At 62.1% G+C, this 24327-nt stretch carries 25 protein-coding genes; 21 read left to right on the top strand and 4 right to left on the bottom strand.

Annotated elements, in window-relative coordinates:
- Position 1 precedes the first annotated feature (1 nt).
- Positions 2–550, top strand: a complete 549-nt coding sequence (locus tag MIC97_RS08360; protein ID WP_183824361.1) for a sigma-70 family RNA polymerase sigma factor — start codon at positions 2–4, stop codon at positions 548–550.
- On the opposite strand, the gene MIC97_RS08355 is transcribed toward MIC97_RS08360, so the two are convergent.
- Entirely contained in the window at positions 523–924 is a 402-nt protein-coding gene (locus tag MIC97_RS08355; RefSeq protein ID WP_239799639.1) for a response regulator, read from the bottom strand. The two genes, MIC97_RS08360 and MIC97_RS08355, sit on opposite strands and share 28 nt — an antisense overlap.
- A gap of 125 nt (positions 925–1049) precedes the next feature.
- On the opposite strand from MIC97_RS08355, the gene MIC97_RS08350 reads away from it, so the two are divergent.
- The 4 genes from MIC97_RS08350 to MIC97_RS08335 all read left to right on the top strand — a co-directional run bounded on the left by MIC97_RS08350 (position 1050) and on the right by MIC97_RS08335 (position 3055).
- The gene (locus MIC97_RS08350; RefSeq protein WP_239799638.1) at positions 1050–1835 is read left to right on the top strand and encodes a Crp/Fnr family transcriptional regulator; all 786 of its coding nucleotides are present in this window, start codon (positions 1050–1052) and stop codon (positions 1833–1835) included.
- 122 nt (positions 1836–1957) lie between these two features.
- Complete coding sequence (locus tag MIC97_RS08345) at positions 1958–2284, top strand: DUF883 family protein (protein WP_183824355.1); 327 nt, start codon at positions 1958–1960, stop codon at positions 2282–2284.
- 13 nt (positions 2285–2297) lie between these two features.
- Positions 2298–2765 carry a hypothetical protein gene (locus tag MIC97_RS08340; protein WP_239799637.1) on the top strand — a complete coding sequence of 156 codons (468 nt, stop codon included), beginning with the start codon at positions 2298–2300 and terminating at the stop codon, positions 2763–2765.
- A gap of 104 nt (positions 2766–2869) precedes the next feature.
- Positions 2870–3055: a hypothetical protein gene (locus MIC97_RS08335; RefSeq protein ID WP_239799636.1), complete on the top strand. Its 186-nt coding sequence runs from the start codon at positions 2870–2872 to the stop codon at positions 3053–3055.
- Positions 3056–3060: 5 nt separating this feature from the next.
- Here the strand turns inward: MIC97_RS08335 and MIC97_RS08330 are convergent, their stop codons facing one another.
- Complete coding sequence (locus MIC97_RS08330; protein WP_239799635.1) at positions 3061–3963, bottom strand: diacylglycerol kinase family protein; 903 nt, start codon at positions 3961–3963, stop codon at positions 3061–3063.
- A gap of 243 nt (positions 3964–4206) precedes the next feature.
- Between MIC97_RS08330 and MIC97_RS08325 the strand changes: the two genes are divergently transcribed.
- The 7 genes from MIC97_RS08325 to MIC97_RS08295 all read left to right on the top strand — a co-directional run bounded on the left by MIC97_RS08325 (position 4207) and on the right by MIC97_RS08295 (position 10660).
- A complete protein-coding gene (locus MIC97_RS08325; protein WP_239799634.1) occupies positions 4207–5469 on the top strand; it encodes a PRC-barrel domain-containing protein in 1263 nt (420 codons plus the stop codon).
- Between the two features lie 204 nt (positions 5470–5673).
- Positions 5674–6606, top strand: coding sequence for a VOC family protein (locus tag MIC97_RS08320; RefSeq protein WP_239799633.1), 933 nt, complete (start codon positions 5674–5676; stop codon positions 6604–6606).
- Between the two features lie 10 nt (positions 6607–6616).
- A complete protein-coding gene (locus MIC97_RS08315) occupies positions 6617–7264 on the top strand; it encodes an alpha/beta hydrolase (protein WP_239799632.1) in 648 nt (215 codons plus the stop codon).
- Positions 7261–7560: a GNAT family N-acetyltransferase gene (locus MIC97_RS08310; protein WP_239799631.1), complete on the top strand. Its 300-nt coding sequence runs from the start codon at positions 7261–7263 to the stop codon at positions 7558–7560. The genes MIC97_RS08315 and MIC97_RS08310 overlap by 4 nt, the downstream gene beginning before the upstream one ends.
- 14 nt (positions 7561–7574) lie before the next feature.
- Positions 7575–7865: a GNAT family N-acetyltransferase gene (locus MIC97_RS08305; protein ID WP_239799630.1), complete on the top strand. Its 291-nt coding sequence runs from the start codon at positions 7575–7577 to the stop codon at positions 7863–7865.
- Positions 7866–7970: 105 nt separating this feature from the next.
- On the top strand, positions 7971–9371 hold the full coding sequence (locus tag MIC97_RS08300) for a lipopolysaccharide biosynthesis protein (RefSeq protein ID WP_239799629.1): 1401 nt from the start codon (positions 7971–7973) through the stop codon (positions 9369–9371).
- Complete coding sequence (locus MIC97_RS08295) at positions 9371–10660, top strand: GNAT family N-acetyltransferase (RefSeq protein ID WP_239799628.1); 1290 nt, start codon at positions 9371–9373, stop codon at positions 10658–10660. The genes MIC97_RS08300 and MIC97_RS08295 overlap by 1 nt, the downstream gene beginning before the upstream one ends.
- 84 nt (positions 10661–10744) lie before the next feature.
- Here the strand turns inward: MIC97_RS08295 and MIC97_RS08290 are convergent, their stop codons facing one another.
- Both MIC97_RS08290 and MIC97_RS08285 read right to left on the bottom strand, forming a co-directional pair.
- A complete protein-coding gene (locus MIC97_RS08290) occupies positions 10745–12256 on the bottom strand; it encodes a malonyl-CoA synthase (protein WP_239799627.1) in 1512 nt (503 codons plus the stop codon).
- On the bottom strand, positions 12249–13619 hold the full coding sequence (locus MIC97_RS08285; protein ID WP_239799626.1) for a malonyl-CoA decarboxylase: 1371 nt from the start codon (positions 13617–13619) through the stop codon (positions 12249–12251). The genes MIC97_RS08290 and MIC97_RS08285 overlap by 8 nt, the downstream gene beginning before the upstream one ends.
- Before the next feature lie 168 nt (positions 13620–13787).
- Here MIC97_RS08285 and MIC97_RS08280 point away from each other — a divergent pair, with 168 nt between their 5' ends.
- From MIC97_RS08280 to MIC97_RS08240, 9 genes are all read left to right on the top strand, one after another.
- Positions 13788–14450, top strand: a complete 663-nt coding sequence (locus MIC97_RS08280) for a GntR family transcriptional regulator (protein WP_239799625.1) — start codon at positions 13788–13790, stop codon at positions 14448–14450.
- A 201-nt stretch (positions 14451–14651) separates the two neighbouring features.
- Positions 14652–15977, top strand: a complete 1326-nt coding sequence (locus tag MIC97_RS08275; protein WP_239799624.1) for a M20/M25/M40 family metallo-hydrolase — start codon at positions 14652–14654, stop codon at positions 15975–15977.
- Positions 15978–16047: 70 nt separating this feature from the next.
- The gene (locus tag MIC97_RS08270) at positions 16048–17670 is read left to right on the top strand and encodes an ABC transporter substrate-binding protein (protein WP_239799623.1); all 1623 of its coding nucleotides are present in this window, start codon (positions 16048–16050) and stop codon (positions 17668–17670) included.
- Entirely contained in the window at positions 17667–18644 is a 978-nt protein-coding gene (locus MIC97_RS08265; protein ID WP_239799622.1) for an ABC transporter permease, read from the top strand. Before MIC97_RS08270 ends, MIC97_RS08265 begins: the two co-directional genes overlap by 4 nt.
- Positions 18641–19567, top strand: coding sequence for an ABC transporter permease (locus MIC97_RS08260; protein WP_239799621.1), 927 nt, complete (start codon positions 18641–18643; stop codon positions 19565–19567). Before MIC97_RS08265 ends, MIC97_RS08260 begins: the two co-directional genes overlap by 4 nt.
- A gap of 2 nt (positions 19568–19569) precedes the next feature.
- The gene (locus MIC97_RS08255; protein WP_239799620.1) at positions 19570–21291 is read left to right on the top strand and encodes an ABC transporter ATP-binding protein; all 1722 of its coding nucleotides are present in this window, start codon (positions 19570–19572) and stop codon (positions 21289–21291) included.
- Positions 21292–21399: 108 nt separating this feature from the next.
- Positions 21400–22269: a MurR/RpiR family transcriptional regulator gene (locus MIC97_RS08250; protein WP_239799619.1), complete on the top strand. Its 870-nt coding sequence runs from the start codon at positions 21400–21402 to the stop codon at positions 22267–22269.
- 36 nt (positions 22270–22305) lie between these two features.
- On the top strand, positions 22306–22965 hold the full coding sequence (locus MIC97_RS08245) for an isochorismatase family cysteine hydrolase (RefSeq protein WP_239799618.1): 660 nt from the start codon (positions 22306–22308) through the stop codon (positions 22963–22965).
- Between the two features lie 24 nt (positions 22966–22989).
- Positions 22990–24327 (top strand): glutamine synthetase family protein, encoded by a 1338-nt coding sequence (locus tag MIC97_RS08240; RefSeq protein ID WP_239799617.1) that lies wholly within the window; start codon positions 22990–22992, stop codon positions 24325–24327.

Raw genomic sequence — 24327 nt, 5'->3', positions numbered from 1 at the left:
CATGGCCGTATCCGCGGGTTTTAAAGACGAGCTTCTGAAATCTATACCCAGTCTGCGGGCATTCGCCGTGTCGTTGTCGCAGAATGTCGACAAGGCCGACGATCTCGTTCAGGAAACGCTCGTCAAGGCATGGGACAAGCATGAGAGCTTTCAGCCGGGCACCAATCTGAAGGCGTGGCTGTTCACCATTTTGCGCAACGAATTCTACTCGCAGATGCGCAAGCGCGGACGCGAGGTTCAGGACAGCGACGGCATCATGACGGCGCGGCTGGCGGTTCACCCTGCCCAGCACGGCCAGCTTGACCTCAAGGACTTCCGCAGCGCGCTTGAACGCTTGCCGGACGACCAGCGCGAGGCGATCATCCTGATCGGAGCTTCCGGATTTTCCTATGAGGAAGCGGCTGAAATCTGCGATTGCGCAATTGGCACGATCAAAAGCCGTGTCAGCCGCGCACGCACGCGCCTGCAGGAAATTCTCAAGATTTCCGGGGAAGAGGATTTTGGGCCGGACGCGATCTCAACTCAGGTGATGACGTCACCGGCCGACTGAGGTCTCGATGCGTCCCTCGCTTCGGCGAGGGCCTCAACCAGATCGGACCCGGCATAAGGCTTTTCAACGAGCTTTATGTCGGGAAAATGCGTGCTGATATATTCGCTTTGCCCGTGGGCAGACGCGAATATGAAAGGTATGCCCTCCTGTTGCAGGCGCCCGGCGAACGGGAATGTCGGAACTCCTGCCAGCATCACATCGATGATGGCCGCGTCGATTTCCCGCAACAATGTGTCGTCTTCCAGTTCCGCACTGCGTCCGACAATCGAGACGCTGGCGGCCCCCTGCTCAAGGCAGATCGTCTCTACATCCATGGCAATAAGATACTCGTCCTCGACGAGCAGGATTCGCAGTCCGTTAAGCGGGCCAGGCACAGGCGGATACTCCCGAAAACGGCAGAATGCCGTTTCGGGAATGTTCCTGTCATTTAAAAATGACATAGGGAAGGCGTCATTTCCGTAGCGGAGGAACCTTCCGCCCCGCAGGCGATTTCTCAACGATGACAATTACCTCAACACACACAAAACAATATGTCCTGCCGGCCACCGTGCAGGGCAGGCTGTATCCGTGCGAAAGCTGCCCCCTGCGCTCCCTGCCAGCGTTTCGTGAAGCTGAGCCCGACGAACTGGAGTTCCTCAATCGCTTCAAGAAAGGGGAACTGCTGGCGCAGAAGGGGAGCGCCGTTCTGGTCGAGGGCAGCCGCACGCCGCATCTTTACACCCTGCTGTCCGGATGGGGGTTCCGCTTCAAGCTGCTGGAAGATGGTCGCCGGCAGATCCTGAACTACCTGATGCCGGGTGATCTGATCGGGCTGCAGGGAAGCATCGAGGGGGAAATGCAGCATTCCATAGAAATGCTGTCGGACTCCATACTGTGCGTGTTCGACCGAAGCAGGCTCCTGGAACTCTACAGAAAGCACCCCGGGCTGGGCTACGATATTACCTGGCTGGCTTCGCGGGAAGAACGCATGCTGGACGAGAACCTGCTCAGCGTCGGCCGGCGCAGCGCCATGGAACGGGCCGCATATCTCATCGCCTTCATTCACGAAAGGGCGCGCTGCACGGGACTTGGCAGCGGCCGCCGCCTGATCATTCCCGTCACCCAGCAGCATGTTGCCGATACGCTCGGGCTCTCGCTTGTCCATACCAACAAGACGCTGCGCAAGCTCTCCCGGCTCGGCATGATCGAGTGGCAGGAAGGAGGATGCAGGGTCATCAATCTGAAGGAACTGATGTTGATCGCCGGATGGGAGGGGCTGGGGACGGGTCGGCGCCCGCTTGTGTGAAGTTGCAATGCGCGCTGGACTTGGGCGTGAAAAAAGCCTTCCATTCCAGACAATAGGGCTGGAACCTTAGCGCCTTCACGGCGTTGTGATCCCGGCTACATTAACCACCAAGGAGTTTTATCATGGCCGCAGCAGCCGGAAAATCCGCGACCGACAACAAGAATAATGTTGACCTTGAAGAAGAGATTCGTCAGCTCAAGGCCGATATCGAAAAGCTGGGCAAGCATCTCGCGGAAACCGGCGAGCAGGGTTATGGCACAGCGCGCAAGGCCGCTGCACAGGGTGTGGAGCAGCTGCGCGTGCAGGGTGAGGCAGCCATCGACAGCCTGAAGACCAACGCCCGTGATCTGGAAGAGCAGGTTCTCGTGAACGTTCGGGAAAAGCCGGTCACGTCGCTTGCCATTGCGGCGGGCCTCGGCTTCCTGGTCGGCCTCCTGTCGCGCCGCTGACGGCGTCGATCCCATGGGGGCACTCGTATCTTTGATCGCCGGTCTCGCCTCGGGCGAGACCGCATACGCATTGAAGCGAGCCAGAATCGCAGCGATAAGCTACGGGCTGGCCGCGATCGCCGCGTTGTGTGGCGTCGGATTTCTCATCGGCGCGCTTTATGTCTGGGCCGCCCGTCACTATGGCTCGCTTGAAACATCTGTCGGCTTCGGGGTCGGTTTTCTCCTCCTTGCCGGGCTTATCGTCCTGATATTCCGCTTCAGCGCGCGTTCCAGAGCGCGCCGCCTCAGAAGAAGGCGAGGCGCTGACATGACGGCATTGGGCATGACAGCACTTGCAGCCGTGCTGCCGGCGCTGGCGCGCAGCAAGGCTGGCCCGGGTCTCATTCTTGGCCCGGCGGCAGCTGTTCTGGCCTATGTGATCTACCGTGAAAACTCGGCGCCCCGCCGCCGCGGGCCTGATCCCGATACCGAACGGGACTGAGGCTTCAGTCGGCTTCAGTCCCTGTCCGGGAACCATAGCTTTCCGGCCTCGTTGAACCTGCAAGGTGGGGCATCCGCGCCCTGCCATCGGCAAGGAGACAGGACATGGCCAGGATATTTCGCGAGCAGGCAGTCAGGCAGGGACGCAAAGGGCGTCGCGTGCTCGTCATCCTGATCTGCGCCATCGTTCTGGCATTGGCGGCATGGGCCGCCACCGCTCTGCTGGTGCCTAGGCCGGATGCTCCCGCCGGGCAGACCTCTGCCACCGAGACTGTTCCGGCTCAACAGTGAGCCCCTCAGACTGTCGCCGGAACAAGAACGTTCAGAGCCCTCGGGTGAATTTCGATGACAGTCTCATTGTCCAGCCCGACAAGTTCGCCGTCCATGGCCGCATGAGGCTTTTTTCCTGAAGCGCGTATTTTCAGCGTCAGGCGCTCGGCCTGATGGATTTCGACATGCTCATTGTCACGCCATTTGCCGCGCGCCGCGTTGAAAGCGAACTTCAGCACCGCGCCGCGTGTCTGCGCCATCGTCAGATAGATGCCCAGAACGCCGCCGGCCGGGTCGTCGGCATAGGGCAGATGACCTTCGCCGAACAGGTTGTTGGTGATTCCGACAGCGCTGGCGCGCGCCTCTATCTCTGTTTCGCTCATGATCAGCGTGACATGCATCGCCGGCGGGTCGATCAGCGTTGCCCAGGCGGCCCTGAAGGATGCGCCGATCTTTCCCAGACGCGAGCCGAATTCCATCTTGTCGCGCAGGTGGATCATGCGGGCGTGCATGCCGACGGAGAACTGGTGGATGAACGGGCGCCCATTGGCCGTGGCGATATCCACCTTCCTGACTGTGCCGGCCGCAAAGCTTTCCACTGCGGCTTCAAGTGACTGCGGGATGCCGAGGCTGCGGGCAAAGAGGTTCATCGTGCCGGCTGGCAGGACCGCAAGGGCCTTCTGCTTGCCCATCAGCCGTGCAGCGGCGGCAGATATGGTTCCGTCGCCTCCGCCTGCAAGCAGAATGTCAATGTCCGGCGCCGCCGCCGCTTTGTCGATCGCGGCGGGCATTTCGGTGCCGGATACAACGGCGATGTCGACATGATGGCCCGCCGCCTGCAACGTACGGGACATGAAGGCGCAAAAACCGTCGAGATCGGTCGTGCGCAGCGTTCCACCGTCCCTGTTGAGCACTGCGGAAAATCGCATGTCGCATCCTTTCAGATCGCGAAAAGAATTGCGCCGGCAGGTATCTCTGGCGCCGCATGTAACGGAACAGTGGAAGTTTAGTTCCGCTATATCAGGTGGATTTTTCCTGCGAATGGAGAGATGTTTTTTGGAACAAGGGGCAAGATCACACGTTCTCAAATCAGCAATCAAGCTGCGGATTCATCATGATATTCGCAGAGATGCTCACGGTTTTTGAACCGAAGATACACGAGGAGAGACGATATGATCCGCAAGCTTCTTGCAACGACTGCGCTCGCAACGCTGGTTGCCACTGGTGCCATGGCCCAGGACGCTACCGCGCCTGCGACAACCACGCCGCCGACCGCGGCCACTGAACAGCCGGCAGCACCCGCGGTTCGCGCCGATGGCCATCTGGCTTCCAATATCATTGGCGAAACCGTGTATAACGGTACGGCTGAAGATGCCCAGAATATCGGCAAGGTCACCGATCTTGTGCTGGACAAGGATGGCAACGTAGAGTCCGCCGTGATTGGTGTCGGCGGCTTCCTTGGGCTGGGTGCCAAGGATGTGACGTTCGACTTCGACAAGATGCAATGGGCTGAAAAGGATGGAGATCGCTGGCTGATTGCCGACGTGACCAAGGAGGCGCTGGAAGCTCAGCCGGCCTTTGATTCCACCCCTTACAAGCCTGCGCCTGCAACGGAGCGCGCTCCGGGTGTGACGACCACGGATACCGTGAGCGAAGCGCCTGCCGCTACCGCACCGGTGATCGCGCCGGCCGAAGGCAATCTTGCTTCCCTCATCATTGGTGAAAGCGTCTACAACGGCACCGGGGATGAGGCACAGGACATCGGCAAGGTAAATGATGTCGTGCTTTCACCTGAAGGCAAGGCTCAATCGCTGGTGATCGGCGTTGGCGGTTTCCTCGGCATGGGCCAGAAGAATGTCGCCTTCGATTTCGACAAGGCGACATGGGCCGAGCGTGACGGCGATCGCTGGCTGGTGGTCGAGGCGACCAAGGAATCGCTGGAAGCGTTGCCGGACTTCGACCGCCGCGCCTATGACGTTGCCCCCACGACAAGCGCTGACAATTCGGCCGCCGCTCCGGCAGCAGTTCCGGCGACCGATACGGCTGCCGCCCCGAACGAGCAGCGTGACGCGACTTCGACAGCTGCCATCGACAAGTCGACCCTGACCGAGGTGCAGATGACCGATGTCAGCGCCAAGGAGCTGGATGGCACGACCGTCTACGGCGCCGATGACGTCAAGGTCGGCGAGATCGGCGATGCCGTGCTCACTCCGGACGGGCAGGTCGATGCGGTCATCATCGATGTCGGCGGGTTCCTCGGCATCGGCTCCAAGCCGGTGGCGGTCGGCATGGATACTTTCAGGGTAATGGCCGACAAGGACGGCAAGAAGTATCTGTACACCGAGTTCACCAAGGAACAGCTTGAGGCGCATCCGGCCTACGACAAGGACAGCTACGCCGACAATCGCGAGCAGCAGCGCCTTATGGTTCGCTGAGGACATCTGCTTTCTGCAAAGGCCCGCACCCGCCGGTGCGGGCCTTCTGCTTTGGTGAACAAAGCAAGGCCATTGTTCACCCTTCGGATACGGACTATTGCCGCTCCGATATCTTTGCGCACCACATGCCTGCGCCCATATTGGCGATCAACACGGCCCTTCATGGATTTATGGGCCGTACCCTCCAAAAAGGAGCGCCACATCATGCTCGATCAGATCAGGGGACTGCATCACGTCACGCTCATGGCCAGTGATGCCCGCCGCAACAATGCATTCTTCACCGGAGCGCTCGGTCTGCGGCGTGTGAAGCAGACCGTCAATTTCGACGCGCCGGATGTTTACCACCTCTATTATGCAGACGAGGTTGGCACGCCGGGTTCGGTCATGACCTACTTTCCTTTCCCGCATATCGGCAAGGGTCGCCCCGGCGTGGGCGAAGTGGGCACCACCGTCTACGCTGTTCCGCGTGGTTCGCTCGGCTTCTGGGAAGGCCGTCTCGGCGATGCGGGGGTAGCGGAGCTAGCCCGGCAGGAGCGGTTTGGCGAACAGCGCCTGACCTTTGCCGGCCCCGATGGCGAAGGCCTCGCCCTCGTCGAGGTGGACGGCGACACGCGCGCGCCATGGACCCATGGAGGTGTTCCCGGGGATATGGGCATTCACGGCTTCCATTCCGTTTCGATGCGCCTGCGCGATGGCGCAGCCACCGAAGAGCTTCTCGGCTTCATGGGCTATCGCGAGGTCGGGCGGTCCGGCAATCTGCGCCGGCTTGCGCTTGAGCCCGGCAATGGCGCCGATACCGTCGACATCGAGGTGATGCCGGGTGCGGCGTTTGCCAATCTTGGCGGCGGCTCGGTTCACCATGTCGCTTTCGCGGTCGAAAACCGCGAAAAGCAGCTTGAGGTGCGCAAGGCCTTGCTGGATACCGGCTATCAGGTCACGCCGGTCATCGACCGGGATTATTTCTGGGCGATCTACTTCCGCACACCCGGTGGCGTTCTGTTCGAGGTTGCAACCAACGAGCCCGGTTTCGACCGTGACGAGGACCGCGCGCATCTCGGCGATGCGCTGAAGCTGCCGACACAGCATGAGCATCTGCGCAGCTATCTCGAACAGCATCTGCAACCGCTCGAAGACTGAGGAGCCCGTCATGAGTACCGATGCCTATGTGCACAGTATCGTGCAGGGCGTGAAAGGCGGTCCCTTGTTGTTCGTCTTTCACGGCACCGGCGGCAATGAAATGCAGCTGCTGCCGCTGGCGCGTAACCTGCTGCCCGGCGCCACGGTGGTGGCGCCGCGTGGCGACGTTTCGGAAATGGGCGCGGCGCGTTTCTTTCGCCGTCTCGCCGAAAGCAGATACGATATGGCCGATCTTGCCCGCGCGACGGACAAGATGAAGGGTTTCGTGCATGCGCATGTTCATGCCGATGCGAGGGCGCGGACGGCGGGAGCCGGGGAAATTTACGGTCTCGGTTATTCGAACGGAGCCAATATCCTTGCTTCGGTGATGCTGTCTGCTCCGGAGCTGTTTTCGCGCGTGGTGCTGATGCATCCGCTGATCCCCTTCGTGCCGGAACCACAGGCGGGGCTTGCCGGGCGTGAGGTGCTGATCACGGCGGGGCGGCACGATCCCATATGCCCGCCTGACTTGACCCTGCGGCTGGAAGCGTATTTCCGTAGTCAGGGCGTGACGACGGAACTGGAATGGCATGAGGGCGGGCATGAGCTGCGCCCCAGTGAGGCTGAGGCTGCACGCCGCTTTTTGTCGGCCGTGCCGGTTACAGGAGCATCCCGATGAGTGAACTGATACCAGACGTGGAAATCGAAGAGACCGGCTCCAGGGGCCGCTATGTCCTGCGTGGGCCGGATGGTGCGGAGGCTGAGATGACGTTCACGAAGGTGGGCGACAATCAGATCATCATCGACCATACCGGTGTGCCGGACGCCTTTCGCGGTCAGGGTGCGGGACTGCGGCTGGTGACAAGGGCGGTCGAGGATGCACGGGCGGCTGGCAAGCTCATCATTCCGCTGTGCCCCTTTGCTGCGGCTCAGTTCAGGCGCCATCCCGAATGGGCGGATGTGTTGAAGAAGTAAAGGTGAAGATCGCGATGGGAACGGAAATCAGCAAGGCCGAAGATGGCGGCAAAGGTCGCTACGTGCTGCCACTGGAGAGCGGTGAGGAAGCCTATCTCACCTATGTGCGCAGCGGCCCCGGCCATATTTCGATCGATTACAGCTTCGTGCCGCCCTCGGCGCGCGGCAAGGGCGTGGGCGCGCAACTGGTTGCCCATGCCGTTACCGATGCCCGCGAGACCGGCACGAAAATCACGCCGGTGTGCGGCTATGTGGCGGCCGAATTCCGCCGCCACAAGGAATGGCAGGACGTTCTGGCGGCATAGCGCGGCGGCGGGGCCGCCGGCCCCCAAATCTCATCACCGTACCGTTTCTTAAGGGGTTGGCTCCTAGAAGGGATGTCGACCTTGCGGATTACGGAGATGTAGTGGGTGCGTTTTTCCGCTACCATGGCGGCTGACCGGTTGCTGCCGCAGCGCCTTGCGCTGCGCCTGCGGCCTTTGCTGGCGCAGATCGATGCCATCGCGTCGGGTTCGGATGAGCGCGGCGCCGCAGGGCGCATGTCCGCCATCGCTTTCATGGTCCGTGTCGTCAGCGCTGCGATCGCCTTTTTCAGCCAGGTGCTGATGGCGCGCTGGATGGGCAGTTTCGAATACGGCATCTTCGTTCTGGTATGGGTGACGATGCTGATCGTCGGCTCCATCTCCTGTCTCGGTTTCAGCACCTCCGTCATCCGCTTCATTCCGGAATTTCGCGAACGGGGCATGCTGGCGGAATTGCGCGGAATCGTCCGCGTCAGCCGGCATGTGGTTCTGGCCGCTTCCACCCTGACCGCCCTTGCCGGGGCTGCCGGTGTCTGGCTCTTCGCCGATCGTATCGAAGATTATCATGTGGTGCCGTTTCTGCTTGGCCTGCTGTGCCTTCCCATGGTGGCGCTGACGGATCTTCTGCAGGGCGTGTCGCGCGCGCATTCATGGGCGCTGTCGGCCCTGCTGCCGACCTATATTTCGCGGCCAGTGCTCATCCTCGTCTTCATGGGGGCAGCCCTGCTCGCCGGCTGCCCGGCCGATGCGACCACGGCCATCATCGCGGCAATCGCGGCCACCTATGTCACCGCGCTCGGCCAGTTGCTGAGCCTTGGCAGCAGGGTTTCGGCAACCATTCCCGCCGGCGACAGCCGGATCCTGCTGCGCCAGTGGTTTTTCATCTCACTGCCGATTTTCCTCGTCGACAGCTTCTTCTACCTGCTCACCAATGCCGATGTGCTGATGGTCGGTTTCTATCGCGACCCGCAGGAGGTGGCCGTCTATTTCGCCACCGTGAAAACGCTGGCGCTGGTGCATTTCGTCTATTTCGCGGTCAAAGCCGGCTCCGCCCAGCGCTATGCGCAGTTCGCTCACGGTGATCGGCACCGGCTTGCGGCCTTCGCGCGCGAAACCGTGTCCTGGACCTTCTGGCCCTCGCTCGCCATGGCGGTCGTTGTTCTGGCTCTGGGCAGGCCGATGCTCGGATTGTTCGGCGAGGGGTTCCAGTCCGGCTACCCGCTTCTTTTCCTGCTTGTCGTCGGTGTTGTGGCGCGCGCCTCCGTCGGGCCGTGCGAAAGCCTGCTGACGATGAGCGGACATCAGAACAGCTGCGCTGTGGTGTTCGCCGCCACGCTGGCGCTGAACATCGTGCTCAACGTTCTGCTACTTCCCACTTTCGGCCTGTGGGGAGCGGCCATGGCGACCGCGTTTGCCATGATCTTCGAAGCCGCCGGCCTGTCCTTCACGGTCTGGCGTAAACTTGGTATTGTCATGACGATCTTCATTCCGGCAAGGAGCGCTGCATAATGGCTGCTGTTCCGCTGATCGAGGAGGCAAGCGGGGGCCCGGCCGGCACGCTGGTCTCGGAGCTTGCCGGGCTGGTGCGTGAGGGCACCGATCCTTCGCAGCTTGAATTGCTCACCAACCGGCGCCCGCAGCGTACGCTGGCCATCTATCCGGCGAATGCGGGCTTTGAACTGGTGGAGGAACTTGATCACCTCGTTGCCCGCGCCATCGAGCCGAACATCTTCTTCAATCCGCGCTTTCTGGCTCCGGCGATGCCGAGGCTGGAGGACCGCGAAGTGCGTCTGGCGGTGATCCGGGACGGCGACGAGCATCGCTCGCGGCTGCGGTTTCTGATGCCGTTTTCGGTGGAGCGTCCGAACGTACCGTTCTCGGTGCCGGTGATGCGGGCATGGTCGAACCCGTTCGGGCCGGTCGGCACGCCGCTGGTGGACTATGACGATCCGCTGGGCGTGGTGGAGGATTGCCTCGCCATCCTGTCACGGCCGCATCTGCAACTGCCGCAGGTTCTGGTGCTGCCCGACATGCGCCTCGAAGGGCAGATGGCGCGTGTGCTGCGCTCGGTGGCGGAAACGCGCCAGCTTTCCCTGATCACAGTCGCAGAGGTCGAGCGGCCGGTTCTCGACAGCGAGCTGGAGGGAGATGCCTATCTGAAGGCCTCGCTGCGGCCGCATCACGTGCGCGAATTTCGCCGGTTGCGCCGTCGGCTGGAGGAGCTCGGCGCGGTTGCGCATGAGGTGGCACGCGGGCCGGAAGAGGTGCGCACGGCGATGGAGAGCTTCCTTGCTCTGGAGGCCGCCGGCTGGAAGGGCCGCAAGGGCACGGCCATGACGGTCGATCGCTTTCAGGCTGCCTTCGCCCGCGAGGCGGTGCACAGGCTGGCGGAGCGCGACATGTGCCGCATCCATTCGCTGACGCTGGACGGCCGTGTGATCGCCAGTCTTGTCGTGTTCGTCGAGCAGGGCGTCGCTTACACGTGGAAGACGGCCTATGATGAAAGCCTTTCCACCTTCTCCCCCGGGACCCTGCTGATGCTCGAAGTGACCCGTCAGCATCTGGAGGATCCGAACATCCAGTTCACGGATTCCTGCGCGGTGCCCGACCATCCGGTGATGGGCCGCCTGTGGAGCGAGCGGATGCGCATGGGAACGCTCATCATCGGGCTGACGCCCGCTGCCGACAAGGCAGCCAGACAGGCCGCCTCGCAGATGCATCTTTACCGGGAGGCGCGCAACGTCATGCGCGGCCTGCGCGACAAGGCCCGCCGCCTCATCCGCAAGAGGCCGGGCTGACGCTACCATATCCAACCGCTGCGCCGGGCGCAGCGGTGGTGGTCACGCCGGTGTCGGTTCGGGGCGGCGGAGAGTGCTCCGCCGTCAGGCGTAAAGATCCTTCCATGCTTCGCGCAGCAAGTTCTTCTGCACCTTGCCCATGGTGTTCCGTGGCAGTTCCTCCGCGAACAGCACCCGCTTGGGCAGCTTGTAGCGGGCGAGCCGTTCGCCGAGCGCGGCCAGGATCTCGTCTTCCTTCAGCGCGGCGCCGTTCTTCGGCACCACCACGGCAGTCACGCCTTCGCCGAAATCCGCATGCGGCACGCCGATGACCGCACTTTCGAGAACGCCATCGATCAGGTCGATCTCGCTCTCGATCTCCTTCGGATAGATGTTGTAACCGCCGGAGATGACGAGGTCCTTGCCGCGCCCGACGATATGGACATAGCCACGTTCGTCGATCAGCCCGAGGTCGCCGGTGATGAAAAAGCCGTCGTCACGGAATTCGGCTTTGGTTTTCTCCGGCATGTTCCAGTAGCCCCTGAAAACATTCGGCCCCCTGACTTCCAGCATGCCCGTTTCGCCGGCCGGAAGGGCGGCGCCGTTTTCCATGTCCACGACGCGGATGTCGACGCCGGGCAGCGGAAAGCCGACCGTGCCGGCGATGCGATCGCCGTCATAGGGGTTGGAGGTGTTCATGTTCGTCTCGGTCATGCCGTAGCGTTCGAGAATGGCGTGACCGGTGCGGGCGCGGAAGGTGTCGTGCGTTTCGGCAAGCAGCGGGGCAGAGCCGGAGATGAACAGCCGCATGTTGGCGGTGCTGTCGCGGTTGACGCGATCATCCTGCGCAAGGCGCACATAGAATGTCGGTACGCCCATCAGAACGCTCGACTTCGGTAGGCGCGCGACGATGGCATCCGCATCGAACTTGGGCAGCAGGAACATCGACGCGCCGGAAACGAGGATGACATTGGTGGCCACGAACAGGCCGTGCGTGTGGAAAATCGGCAGGGCGTGGATGAGCCGGTCCTGCGCGGTGAAGCGCCAGCTTTCGCGCAGCGTCAGCGCATTGGACAACAGATTGTCATGGCTGAGCATGGCGCCCTTGGAGCGTCCGGTGGTGCCGGACGTGTAGAGGATGGCGGCCAGATCGTCGGGACCGCGTTCCACATCGTCGAAATCCGTGGCAGCCGCCCTGGCGCTCTCCATGAGCGAGCCGCCGCCATGATCGTCCAGCGTCTCCAGAACCGCGCCGCAGCCCTTCACCGTCTCAGCGAGCCTGTCCGCATTGTGGGGGGAAACGACGATGACGGCGGGTTTTGCATCGTTGAAGAAATAGTCGAGCTCGGCCACCGTATAGCCGGTGTTGAGCGGCAGGTAGACGGCGCCGCAACGCACGCAGGCCAGATAGAGCATCAGGGCTTCGGCGCTTTTCTCCACCTGCACCGCAACCCGGTCTCCCGGCTGCACGCCACGTTCCCTCAGCACATGCGCAATGCGGGCAGACTGGCCAAGCATATCGCCATAGGTCCACACGCGGCCGTCCTGCGTTTCGATGAAGACAGCATCCAGTCCCGGCAGGGCAGTGCGAATGGCGTGGAACAGATGGTTAGGCATTCAGTTTTTCCTGCGTCCGGGAAGATGTTTTTGCGGGCGAGCCGGCGGCAAGCCATTTGCGGACCTCCGGCGAGGCCACGACTTCGCCCCGCTCGGCATAGGCCTCGTGATTGCGCTCGATGTCGTCGAGCTTGTAAAGGTAGTTGACCATCAGCCCGTGTGACTCACGCAATCCTCTGGCCGATACGTCGCCCGGGAAATTGAGACGTTCCAGCCGGGCGCCGTTGCCGAGATGGAAACGCGCCACCGGATCGATCAGCCGTCCACCGGCCGCACGGGCGGTCAGGAAATAATAAGCTGCCGCCCGCTGAAGCAGCGGAGTGGCTTCCCCGATGATTTCCGCGTTGCGGTGCCAGTCGGCACTGCTGAGATGGTCGCGCAGGCGGGCGAGTTCGAGGGTGTCGTCCCCTTCTCCCGCCGCCTTCAGCCAGCGTGCGAAGCCGGGCACCGGCGAAAGCGTCACAAAGGTTTCCAGCGCAGGATGTTCGCGGCGCAGTTCCTCAACCACCTGCTTGATCAGGAAATTGCCGAAGGAAATACCGCGCAGGCCGTCCTGACAGTTGGAAATCGAGTAGAAAACGGCAGTGTTCGCCTCGCCGGGCTTTAAAGGTGCGCGTGTTTCGTCCAGCAGATCGCCGATGTTGTCGGGCGTGGAGCGCGTCAGCGCCACTTCGACGAAGATCAGCGGATCATCGGAAAGCTGCGGGTGGAAAAAAGCGAAGCAGCGCCGGTCTGCTGGTGCGAGACGGCTGCGCAGTTCGTTCCAGTCATTGATGGCGTGGACCGCTTCATAGCGGATGATCTTTTCCAGAATATGCGCCGGCGTGGTCCAGTCGATGGAGCGCAGTTGCAGAAATCCACGATTGAACCAGGACGCGAAGAGATGCTGGAAGTCGGAGTCCACGGCTTTGAGTTCCGGTTCGGACTTCAGCAGACCGAGAAGTTTCTCGCGCATCCGCACCAGGCTGCGGGTGCCGTCGGGCGCGGCATTGAGCCGGCGGATCAGCTCCTGCCGCTTCGGCTCGGCGGCCTCATGCAGGGCGGCGAGATTTTCCGGGCTGCGGTCGTTGCGGTACATTTCGATGGCGTCTTCGATATGGGCGTCATCGGCGCCGTATCTGATCAGCAACTCCCGCATGAACCGGGGTTGCTCCTCGTCATCCAGTTCTTTCCATGCGGAGAGAATGTCCTGCGCCAGAGCCAGGCCTGACGCTTCGCCGCGGCTTGAGAGCAGGTGCTCGCACTGCAGGACGATCTCCTCCATCGCCACCCGTTGCTTCGGGTTCTGCGACGTGCCGAGCAGCCGGCGACCGCGCTCGGCAATGGCGTCGAGCATATCGCGAAAGGAAGAGAAGCTGCCCATTATAGGCCCCTTTGTGGCTGGTCCGCCCTGTTGAATGACGTACAGTATCGGCACCCGTGAGGATGCGAGATTTTACGCAAGGTTTCCTGCAATTTCGATTCATGCTATTCCTCATGCGTACAAAGTCAACATTCTTGTATACAAGAATTGCATTTTCAGATTGGTGCCATGTCGCAAAACATCGTCCAGAAGCTGCGCGATCAGATTGAGAATGGAATCGTCAGCGGTGAATTTCCGGCCGGCAGGCGGCTGGACGAAACCCAGCTCGCCGCCCGGTTCGGCGTTTCACGCACGCCGGTGCGCGAGGCTCTGATACAGCTGGGCGCAATCGGCCTCATCGAAATCCGCCCGCGCCGGGGCGCCATCGTGGTCGAGCCGGCACCGCATCGCATCTACGAGATGTTCGAAGTGATGGCGGAGCTGGAAGCCATGGCCGGAGCACATGCGGCGCGCCGCTACACCGATGATGATCGCGCCGCGCTGGAGGATGCGCATTGTCGTTGCCTCCGGTCGGCTGAAGCGGGGGATGCGGATGCCTACTATTACGACAATGAGGTCTTCCACGAAGCAGTCTATGCCGCAAGCCACAACGGATTCCTGCAGGAGCAGTGCCTTGCCCTGCACAGAAGGCTGCGGCCCTATCGCCGCCTGCAATTGCGTGTGCGCAACAGGATGGAGACCTCGCTGGCGGAGCACGAGCGTGTCGTGAAGGCCATATTGTCGGGAGACAGCAACGGCGCGGCCGCGGCTTTGCGGATGCATGTCGCCGTGCAGGGGGAACGTTTCTCCGATCTCGTGGCGCGTCTGACGACCACCCGGAATGAAAGCTGAAGCCTGCGCCTAAAATGTAATAAAATCATTTTTTATGCATTTTTATGTCCTTAGTGAAATTTAATTGACACAAACGGATTTGTGCCCATACTGACCTGCGGATTGCACCGGGGAACACAAAGGGCGCGCAAGAACAGCCCAATCCTCTGACCATGAGCCGGACCTGAAGCCGGGCGGTGGCAGCTGCCATGTGGAGGAAATATGCAGGACAGGATCGATAGCGCTGTTGCCGACGTGTGGGCGCGTCTGGATGCGAAGTCCGACAGGGTCGTGGGGCTGACCAGCGATCTCGTGCGTATTCCATCCGTCAATCCGAAGTTTCAGGACGAGCCGGAAGCGGGCAGGGAGGCGCAGGTTCAGGCACTGATCGCCGACGAGTTGTCCGGCTGCGATCTCGCCATCAGCAACTTCGATGCGTTGCCCGGTCGCCCCAATCTGCTGGCCCAGACCGAGGGCGCCGGCAATGGCGAGCGCGACCTTATTCTGTGCGGCCATATCGATGTGGTGCCGGTGGGTGACCTGCGCGAATGGAGCTACGATCCATTTTGCGGCGATGTGCGCAACGGCAGGGTGCTGGGCCGCGGAACCATGGATATGAAGGCGGGCATGGCCTGCTGCGTGGAGGCGCTGCGCGTCATCCGCGAAGCGGGTATTGCGCTCAGGGGCAGGGTGTCCCTGCACTCCGTGGTTGACGAGGAAGCCGGTGGTTCGGGCGCGAAGGCCATGGTGCGCGCCGGGCATCTGGCCCCTGCCGCCATCATTGCGGAACCCGGCGGCGACGAGATTTTCATCAGTCAGGGCGGTCTGGAATGGCTGCGCATCACCATTCGTGGCCGGCAGGGTCATTCGGCCTATCGCTTCACCGGCATGTACCCGCAGCCCTGGCAGGAAAATCCCAAGGCTCCGCCGATCAGCGCGGCGGATATTGCCAGCCGCTTCCTTGGGGCGTTGCGGGATTATGAAGCGGCCAACTCACGCGTGAAGAGCCATCCGATGATGCCGCCCGGCATCAACCATTTCGGCGTCGGGGTGGTGCGCATAGGCGCGGGACTGGGCGAGGATGGTCTGCCGATCATCATGAGCAATCCCGGCATCGTTCCCGACGTCGCCGTGATCGACATCGACCACAAATTCATGCCGCATGAGACGAGTGCCGATATTCGTGCGGATTTCGAAGCCTTCGTCGCCCATTTCTGCGCCACCGACCCGTGGCTGCGTGAAAATCCGATCGAGGTGAAATGGGACCTGTACGATCTGCATTTCCCGCCGATGAACACCTCGGCCGATCATGAGCTGGTGAAGATCGTCACCGCGCGCCGCGCCAGCCTCGGCAGGCCGACCGCGCTGCGTGGCTCCATCGGCGTGACCGACGGTGCCCACTATGCGGTCGCCGGCGTGCAGCCGATCCGCTACGGGCCCTTCGGGGCCAACCAGCATGCGCCCGACGAATGGGCGGATGTCGAATCCATCAGGACGACAACAAAAATATTCGCAGCAAGCATTCTCGACTGGTGCGGCGTCGCCTGACCGGTCGGAAGCGCTCCTGATAGCCCGAACATGTTGAGGCGCTTTTCCGCGCCAATGGAGGACCTGTATCGTGAAGAAGCTTTCTCCCGCATCCCGCCCGGCCGGCCGCCGGCCTCTCTTTTCGCTGCTGGCGACGGCTGCGGTTGCTGCTTTGATGGCGGCAGCGCCGGTCTCGGCCGAAACGCTCAACTGGGCGCGCGGTTCGGATGTGCAGACCCTTGATCCGCACGCGTACAATGAGGGCATCACCCATGCCTTCAACCATCAGATTTACGAGCCGCTGGTCGCCCGCTCCGACGATGGCAAGCTGATCGGTGTTCTGGCCACCGAATGGAAGATGTTGCCTGATGAGCCGGGCATCTGGGAGTTCACGCTGCGCCCGGACGTTACCTTCCACGACGGTGCGCCGCTGACTGCCGACGACGTTGTTTTCTCGATTCAGCGCGCCATGTCGGATACTTCCAACGTCCGCTCGCTGCTTACGGCAGTGGATGCCGTGACTGCGCCCGACGAGCATACCGTCCGGATAGCCACGAAGGGCGTGAGCCCGCTGCTCGTCAACAATCTGGTGAACATCTTCATCATGAACCGTGCCTGGGCGGAAGCAAATGACGCTGCTGCGCCGCAGGATTTCAAGTCGGGCAAGGAGAATTTTGCCGCCCGCAACGAGAACGGCACGGGTGCTTACCGGCTTGTCAGCCGCGAAGCTGACCGGCGCACGGAGCTTGTGGCCTATGACAAATACTGGGGCATCGGCGAATTCCCGCTCGACATCGACCGCATCGTTTATACGCCGATCCAGTCGCCTGCCACGCGCGTCTCTGCGCTCATCAGCGGCGAGGTGAACTTCCTTCAGGACGTGCCGCCGCAGGACATTGCCAAGCTGGAGCAGAATCCCGATCTGCGCGTGGTGCGCGGCCCGGAAAACCGCACCATCTTTTTCGGCGTCAATATGGGTGCCGACAAGCTCACCTATGGCGAAGCCAGGGGCAATCCCTTCGCCGACAAGCGCGTGCGCCATGCCATGAACATGGCGATCGACCGCGAGGTGATCGGCAAGGCGATCATGCGAGGCGAATCCATTCCGCTTGGCACCATCGCTCCGCCCTTCATCAACGGCTACACCGAGGAGATGGGCAAGCTTCCTCCGGTCGACATCGAGAAGGCGAAGCAGCTCATGGCCGAGGCCGGCTACGGGGATGGCTTCTCCGTGACGCTCAACTGCACCAATGACAGCTTCGTCAATGATGAGCGCATCTGCCAGGCGCTGGTGGGCATGATGGCGAAGATCGGCATCAAGGTGCATCTCGACGTGCAGCCGGCCGGCGTGGTGTTCCCCATGGTGGGCAATGGCAACACGGATTTCTACCTGATGGGCTGGGGTGCCTCGACCTTCGATTCCCAGTACATCTTCGACAATCTGGTCCATTCCCGCAGCGAAGGCCGCGGCGCGTGGAGTTCCGTCAATTTCAACAATGCCGAAATCGACGCGAAGATCGCCACGCTGGGCTCGCAACCCGATATCGAAAAGCGCAACGCCACCATCGCCGAGATCTGGGAGGTGGTGCAGGATGAGAGCTTCTATCTGCCGATCCATGCGCAGATGCTGGCCCGCGCGGCGCACAAAAATATCCGGATAACGCCGAACCTTTCCAACAGCGTTTTCGTCAAAACCATTTCGGTAGAGAAATGATAGCTTTCCTCCTGCGCCGGCTGGTTTCTGCCGTGCCGGTCATGCTGATCACGGCATTTCTGTCTTTTGCCGCGTTCCGCTTCATCGGTGATCCGCTGCAGAACATGCTGGGGCAGGATGCCACCGCGCAGGACCGGGCGCGGCTTGCCGCGGAACTGGGGTTCGACCAGCCGTTCTACATCCAGTTCTGGCGGTTCATCGTCTCGATCCTGCATGGCGATTTCGGCGTCTCCACCCGTGTGGGGCGCCCGGTGCTGGATCTGATCGTGGAGAGGCTGCCGGCAACGCTTGAGCTTGCCGTGCTGTCCTTCATTCTCGCCATGGCGGCTGGCATTGCGCTCGGGGTCATGACGGCCTTGCGCCCGCGCTCGATCTTTTCGCGCATCAGCATGACAGGTTCGCTGATCGCGGTCTCGCTGCCGAACTTCCTGATCAGCATCGCGCTGATTTACGTCTTCTCCGTTCAACTCGGCTGGCTGCCTGCGTTCGGGCGCGGGGAAACGGTGAAGATCGGCTGGTGGACGACCGGCCTGCTGACCGCAAGCGGCTGGCAGGCAATCATCCTCCCGGCGATCTCGCTGGCGACTTTCCAGCTCACGCTGATCCTGCGGCTGGTGCGCGCGGAGATGCTGGAGGTGATGCATTCGGACTACATCCGCTTTGCCCGCGCGCGCGGGCTGCCACAAAGGCTGATCTATTTCTCCTATGCGCTGAAGAACACCATGGTGCCGGTTGTTACCGTTGCCGGTCTCCAGCTCGGCTCCATCATCGCCTTCGCCGTCGTTACCGAAACCGTGTTCCAGTGGCCGGGCGTGGGTCTGCTGTTCATCAACTCGGTCAATTTCTCGGACGTGCCGATCATGGCGACCTATCTGCTTCTGACCTCGCTCATCTTCGTGACGATCAACATGGTGGTCGATTGCATCTACTACCTCATCGATCCGCGTCTGCGTGCCGCCGGAGCCATCCAATGACCGCACTGACCACACGGCTCGCGCGCTTTGCCCGGTCGGACATCGGCTATTCCTATCTGCGGTCGCTCGGAGCGCTCCTGGCTACGCTGGTGCTGGTCGTCATCGTGGTGGCGGGCTTCGGCGCGCCGTTGTGGGCTCCGCAGGACATACTCGATCCCGCCAATCTCGACCTCATGGCCGCCAACACGCCGCCATGGAGCGTCAACGAGTTCACCGGTCAGTTCTTCGTGGCCGGCACGGACGATCAGGGACGCGACGTGCTTTCCGCTACACTCTACGGCACCCGCGTTTCGCTGCTGGTCGGCCTTGCCGCCGTGGCCCTTTCCATGACGCTTGGCGTCACGCTGGGTCTGGTTTCGGGCTATTTCGGCGGACGTGTCGATACCATCATCATGCGTATCGCGGATGTGCAGCTTTCGATCCCGGCGCTGCTGATTGCGCTCCTTATTTTCGGCCTGACCCGGTCGCTGCTGCCGCCGGGCGCGCGCGATACGATGGCTGTTTACGTGCTGATCCTCGCCATCGGGTTTTCGGGCTGGGTTTCCTATGCCCGTACGGTGCGCGGCGCGGTGATGGTGGAAAAGCAGCGCGAATATGTGCAGGCCGCCCTGATGATGGGTCTGCCCACCCGCATCGTGCTGGTGCGCCATATCCTGCCGAATGTCCGCCGTCCGATCATGGTGATCGCCACCATCTCGCTGGCGCTCGCCATCATCACCGAAGCCACGCTTTCCTATCTGGGTGCCGGCCTGCCGGCCACGCAGCCCTCGCTCGGGACACTGATCCGCAGTGGGCAGGACTTCCTGTTCGCAGGGGAGTGGTGGATCCTTCTGTTCCCCGCCGTCACCCTGCTGGCGCTGGCGCTTGCCATCAACGTGCTGGGTGACTGGTTGCGCGATGCGTTGAATCCGAGAGGGGTATGAGCATGACGGGCAGTCATCCTCCGGTTTTGTCGATCCGCGGCCTGTGCGTGGATTTTCCAAGCCGCCACGGCAATTTCAGCGCCGTTCGCAATGTCGGTCTCGACATCGCTGCCGGCGAGATTCTGGGCATCGTGGGCGAATCCGGTGCGGGCAAGTCGACCGTGGGCGCGGCCATCACCGGTCTTCTGCAGGCACCGGGTCATATCAGCTCCGGAGAGGTCCGTCTTGCCGGCGACGTGATCGACGCGCGCAATGTCAAAGCCATGCAGGCGCTGCGGGGCAAGCGCATCTCGACCATCTTTCAGGATCCGCTGACCAGCCTCAATCCGCTGTTCACCATCGAGCGGCAGCTGGTCGACACCATCCGTACGCACCGCCCCATGACGAGGGCCGAGGCACGTGTGGAAGCGGTGCGCCAGCTGGAAGCAGTGGGTATTCCCGACGCTGCACGGCGCGTGAAGAACTGGCCGCACGAGTTTTCCGGCGGCATGCGCCAGCGCGCGGTGATCGCTCTGGCGCTCTGCTCCGAGCCTGAACTGATCATCGCCGATGAGCCGACGACGGCGCTCGACGTTTCCGTGCAGGCGCAGATATTGCAGCTGATCCGCAGGCTGGCGCAGGAGCGCCATGTGGCGGTGATGCTCATCACGCACGACATGGGCGCCATCGCCCAGATCGCCGATCGCGTCGCGGTGATGAAATCCGGCGAGATCGTCGAGCTGGACGAGACCCGCACGGTTCTCGAACGTCCGCACCATGAATACAGCCGTGCGCTGATTTCGGTGGTGCCGCGCGCCGACGTGAAGCTCGACCGTTTTCCCGTAGCCGGTGCGCCGAAGGATATCGATGCTGCCATGCAGTGGCTGCTGGAAGGCGAAGCCGATCATGTAGAGCCGGCTGGCGACAGCCTTGTGGAGCTGCGCCATATCGAGCAGGTCTATGGTGCGAAGCGCCTGCTGTTTGGCGCAAGCGGCGGCGGCTTCAAGGCGCTGCACGACATCAACCTTGACATCCGCAACGGCGAGGTGATGGGGCTGGTGGGTGAATCCGGTTCCGGAAAATCCACCATGGCGCGCATCTTCGCCGGTCTGACGAGGCCAAGCCACGGGCAGATGCTGTTCGGTGGGCAGGACGTTTACGCCGCGCCTTTCGCCGTGCGCCAGCGCATCCGCCGCGACACGCAGATGGTGTTTCAGGATCCTTATTCTTCGCTCAATTCACAGATGCGGGTGGGCGACATCATCACCGAACCCATGGTGCATTATGGACTGGCGGCCAGCCGTCGCGCAGCCGAACCGGTCATGCAGGACCTGCTGAACGCGGTCGATCTCGACGCCAGCGCCGCCCGTCGTTATCCGCATGCTTTTTCCGGCGGGCAACGTCAGCGCATCTCGATTGCGCGGGCGCTCGCCAGCCGGCCGCGCTTTCTGATTTGCGATGAACCGACCTCGGCGCTGGATGTCTCGATTCAGGCTCAGATTCTCAACCTGCTGAAGGATCTGCAGCAGAAACTATCGCTCACCATCCTGTTCATCAGCCATGATCTTCCGGTGGTGCGCCAGATCTGCGATCGCATCACGGTCCTGCATGGCGGACGCATTTGCGAGATCAGCGAGACCGAAAACCTCTTCGATGCGCCCGGGCATGAATACACGGCAAATCTGTTGTCGATGATCCCGGATATGCGGGGCGCAGCGCAGATCGGCATGCGTGCCGGAGGATGAAAAGTATGGCTCACAGAAAAGTAGATATTATTTCAGTTTGATGTAAGAAACATATTTCTGTAATAAATTACAGAATGACGCGTGCGACCTTTGGGAAGGAGGGCACCTATGAGCATCAGGGACAGGCTTACCGACGATTCCATCGACTTCACGCGCTCGGAGTTGAAGATCGTGCGCCAGCTTCTGTCGAACTATCCGGCCTCTGGCCTCAACACGGTCGCGCATCTGGCCGCGTCCGCCGGGGTCAGCGATCCGACCGTGGTGCGCCTCGTCACCAAGCTTGGCTTCAGCGGTTATCCCGAGTTCCAGGCGGGGCTTCTCGCTGAAGTTCAGGAGCGCATGAGCTCGCCGCTTTCCATGATGGAAACCCGCAAGCCCAATCCCAGCCAGAACAATTTCTACCAGCATTTTCTCGATGCCAGCATTCAGGCGCTGGAGACTGCCAAGGCGACGCTGCCCGGCCGGGATTTCGAAGCTGCGGTCGAGGCCGCCGCCGACATCGGTACGCAGGTCCACTGTCTGGGCGGCCGTTTCAGCGGCATGCTGGCCGGCATGCTGTGGGCGCATATGAAGCAGCTTCGCCCCGGCACGCACTGGATCGAGGGAGCGCAGGCCGACGAGGTCGATCATCTGGTCGATCTCGGCCGCAAGGACACGCTGTTCGTCTATGATTACCGCCGCTACCAGACAACGACGATCCGTTTCGCCCGCCATGCCGCAGAGCAGGGGGCGAAGATCGTGCTGTTTACGGATCGCTGGCTGTCGCCCATTTCCGGGTTCGCGACGGTGACCCTGACCGTGCCGGTCGATACGGCGTCGCCCTACGACACCATGGTGCCGGCCATGGCGCAGACCGAAGCGCTGATCGCCGCGCTCACCGCACGTCTTTCCGACAAGGCCATGAAGCGCATCGAGCGGATGGAAGATCTGCGGCGCAGCTATGCAATCACCGAAGATGCCTTCAGCCAGCCCGACTGAAAGGCATCGGACACCGATTTTTCTGAGGAGGAAACGATGGCTTCCATCGAAGTTGAGTTCGACAATCTGCGCCTCACGCGCGACAGCGCCTATGAGCCGGGCAAGACGTCGCTGCTGCTGGTCGACATGCAGCGCATCTGGTGCGAGCCGAACCTCGATCCGACCCATCCCCAGGATGCCGACAGCTACTATCACCGCCGCCTGCGCGAGCAGGTCGTGCCCAATCAGAAGCGCATTCTGGATGCCGCCCGCGCGGCCGGCTGCAATGTGCTGCACACCATCATCCAGAGCCTGACCAATGATGGCCGCGACCGCTCGCTCGACCACAAGCTTTCCGGCATGCATGTGGCGAAGGACGCTCCGGAAGGTGCGGTCATCGATGCGCTGACGCCGGTTGAGAACGAGATCGTTTTGCCGAAGACCTCCTCCGGCGTCTTCAATTCGACCAACATCGATTACGTGCTGCGCAATCTGAACACCCGCTATCTGATCATTGCCGGCGTGGTCACCGACCAGTGCGTTGACATGGCGGTGCGCGATGCCGCCGACCGCGGCTATCTGGTGACGGTCGTCGAAGATGCCTGTGCGACCTACACGCAGGAGCGTCACGAGGCGGCGATCCGGGCTTATTCAGGATATGGCTGGATCACCGATACCGCGACCGTGATCGAACGGCTTGGCGCACTGGCTGACTGACAGGCGGATCGGAGGAAACATCAGATGGACAATCGCATTCAGGCCGCTGATCTGGCCGAACTTGCCACAATCGTCACCACCGACATCTGCGGCATCACGCGCGGGCGCAGCTTCTTCGCTAGCGAGCTGGAAAGCTATCTGCGCAAAGGCGTTGGCTGGGTGCCGGCCAATCTGGCGCTGACGCCTTTCGACGAGATTGCAGGTGACAACCCGTGGGGTTCCAAGGGCGATCTGCGGCTGATGCCGGACGCGGAAAGCCGCGTGCGCGTAAGCTGCCTGCCCGGTGAGACGCCTTTGCATTTCTACCATGCCGACATCACCCGCCTCGACGGTTCGGCATGGGACTGCTGCGTGCGTTCTTTCCTCAAGGACACGATCACCGCTTATGAGCAGGAGGCGGGCCTTCGGGTGACGAGCGCGGTCGAGCAGGAATTCCAGATTCTTGGCGCTGACTGGCCGGACGCTCCCGCCTTCGGCTTGCGCGCCCAGCGCCGTACCGGCGCCTTTCCCGCGCTGCTGGTGAGCGCGCTGCAGGAGGCAGGCGCCGAGCCGGAAATGTTCCTGCCGGAATATGGCAAGGACCAGTTCGAGATCACCTGCCGCCCCGCACCGGTTCTGGCGGCAGCCGACCGGGCGGCTACCATCCGTGCCGTTGCCCGCGAGGTTGCGGCCCATTTCGGCTGGCACGCCAGCTTCGCGCCCAAGACCACCGCCGACGGCGTCGGCAACGGTGTGCATCTGCATGTGAGCTTCACCGATCTGGACGGCAATCCGGTCACCTTCGATCCTTCGCTGCCTGGCAGATTGTCGAAGGTCGCGGGGTCCTTTGCTGCCGGCGTCCTGAAGCATCTGCCGGCACTCGTCGCCTTTACTGCGCCGTCTGTGCTGTCTTATCTGCGGCTGGTGCCGCATCACTGGAGCGCGGCCTTCACCTGTCTGGGCGAGAAGAACCGCGAAGCGACGTTGCGCATCTGCCCGACGCTCGATCTGCCCGGAAGCAATCCCGCGCGGCAGTTCAATATGGAATTCCGGGCCGCCGACGCCTGCGCCAGCCCGCATCTGTCTCTTGCAGTGCTGCTGCGCGCGGGCCTCGAAGGCATCCGCGCCGGACTGGAGACACCGCCCCTCACAAACTCGGACCCCGCCGACATGGATGAGGCCGAGCGCGAGCGTCTCGGCATCCGCCGCCTGCCGGCCAGCCTGCCGGAAGCGCTCGATGCGCTTCAGCAGGACGAGACGGTGACCGGCTGGTTCTCGAAAGACTTCATGGATTGCTATCTGGCCATGAAGCGGCTGGAGATCAGCCTTGTTGCCGAGGCCACTCCCGAAGAACTGTGCCAGCGTTACGCGGCCATCTACTGA

This window comes from Aquamicrobium sp. NLF2-7 (genome assembly GCF_022359935.1).
GTDB classification, from domain to species: Bacteria; Pseudomonadota; Alphaproteobacteria; order Rhizobiales; family Rhizobiaceae; genus Mesorhizobium; species Mesorhizobium lusatiense.
Note: the sequence above shows the minus strand (reverse complement) of the source record. Positions and strands in the feature narration are given on the sequence as shown.

Bases quoted from the DNA above. Each gene is read 5' to 3' on its own strand.
- MIC97_RS08340 (WP_239799637.1), top strand. From the start codon at position 2,298: ATGGGGGCACTCGTATCTTTGATCGCCGGTCTCGCCTCGGGCGAGACC.
- MIC97_RS08325 (WP_239799634.1), top strand. From the start codon at position 4,207: ATGATCCGCAAGCTTCTTGCAACGACTGCGCTCGCAACGCTGGTTGCC.
- MIC97_RS08280 (WP_239799625.1), top strand. From the start codon at position 13,788: ATGTCGCAAAACATCGTCCAGAAGCTGCGCGATCAGATTGAGAATGGA.
- MIC97_RS08275 (WP_239799624.1), top strand. From the start codon at position 14,652: ATGCAGGACAGGATCGATAGCGCTGTTGCCGACGTGTGGGCGCGTCTG.
- MIC97_RS08260 (WP_239799621.1), top strand. From the start codon at position 18,641: ATGACCGCACTGACCACACGGCTCGCGCGCTTTGCCCGGTCGGACATC.
- MIC97_RS08285 (WP_239799626.1), bottom strand. From the start codon at position 13,619: ATGGGCAGCTTCTCTTCCTTTCGCGATATGCTCGACGCCATTGCCGAG.
- MIC97_RS08345 (WP_183824355.1), top strand. From the start codon at position 1,958: ATGGCCGCAGCAGCCGGAAAATCCGCGACCGACAACAAGAATAATGTT.
- MIC97_RS08245 (WP_239799618.1), top strand. From the start codon at position 22,306: ATGGCTTCCATCGAAGTTGAGTTCGACAATCTGCGCCTCACGCGCGAC.
- MIC97_RS08360 (WP_183824361.1), top strand. From the start codon at position 2: ATGGCCGTATCCGCGGGTTTTAAAGACGAGCTTCTGAAATCTATACCC.
- MIC97_RS08240 (WP_239799617.1), top strand. From the start codon at position 22,990: ATGGACAATCGCATTCAGGCCGCTGATCTGGCCGAACTTGCCACAATC.
- MIC97_RS08295 (WP_239799628.1), top strand. From the start codon at position 9,371: ATGGCTGCTGTTCCGCTGATCGAGGAGGCAAGCGGGGGCCCGGCCGGC.
- MIC97_RS08330 (WP_239799635.1), bottom strand. From the start codon at position 3,963: ATGCGATTTTCCGCAGTGCTCAACAGGGACGGTGGAACGCTGCGCACG.
- MIC97_RS08265 (WP_239799622.1), top strand. From the start codon at position 17,667: ATGATAGCTTTCCTCCTGCGCCGGCTGGTTTCTGCCGTGCCGGTCATG.
- MIC97_RS08335 (WP_239799636.1), top strand. From the start codon at position 2,870: ATGGCCAGGATATTTCGCGAGCAGGCAGTCAGGCAGGGACGCAAAGGG.
- MIC97_RS08315 (WP_239799632.1), top strand. From the start codon at position 6,617: ATGAGTACCGATGCCTATGTGCACAGTATCGTGCAGGGCGTGAAAGGC.
- MIC97_RS08250 (WP_239799619.1), top strand. From the start codon at position 21,400: ATGAGCATCAGGGACAGGCTTACCGACGATTCCATCGACTTCACGCGC.
- MIC97_RS08320 (WP_239799633.1), top strand. From the start codon at position 5,674: ATGCTCGATCAGATCAGGGGACTGCATCACGTCACGCTCATGGCCAGT.
- MIC97_RS08290 (WP_239799627.1), bottom strand. From the start codon at position 12,256: ATGCCTAACCATCTGTTCCACGCCATTCGCACTGCCCTGCCGGGACTG.
- MIC97_RS08305 (WP_239799630.1), top strand. From the start codon at position 7,575: ATGGGAACGGAAATCAGCAAGGCCGAAGATGGCGGCAAAGGTCGCTAC.
- MIC97_RS08255 (WP_239799620.1), top strand. From the start codon at position 19,570: ATGACGGGCAGTCATCCTCCGGTTTTGTCGATCCGCGGCCTGTGCGTG.
- MIC97_RS08310 (WP_239799631.1), top strand. From the start codon at position 7,261: ATGAGTGAACTGATACCAGACGTGGAAATCGAAGAGACCGGCTCCAGG.
- MIC97_RS08350 (WP_239799638.1), top strand. From the start codon at position 1,050: ATGACAATTACCTCAACACACACAAAACAATATGTCCTGCCGGCCACC.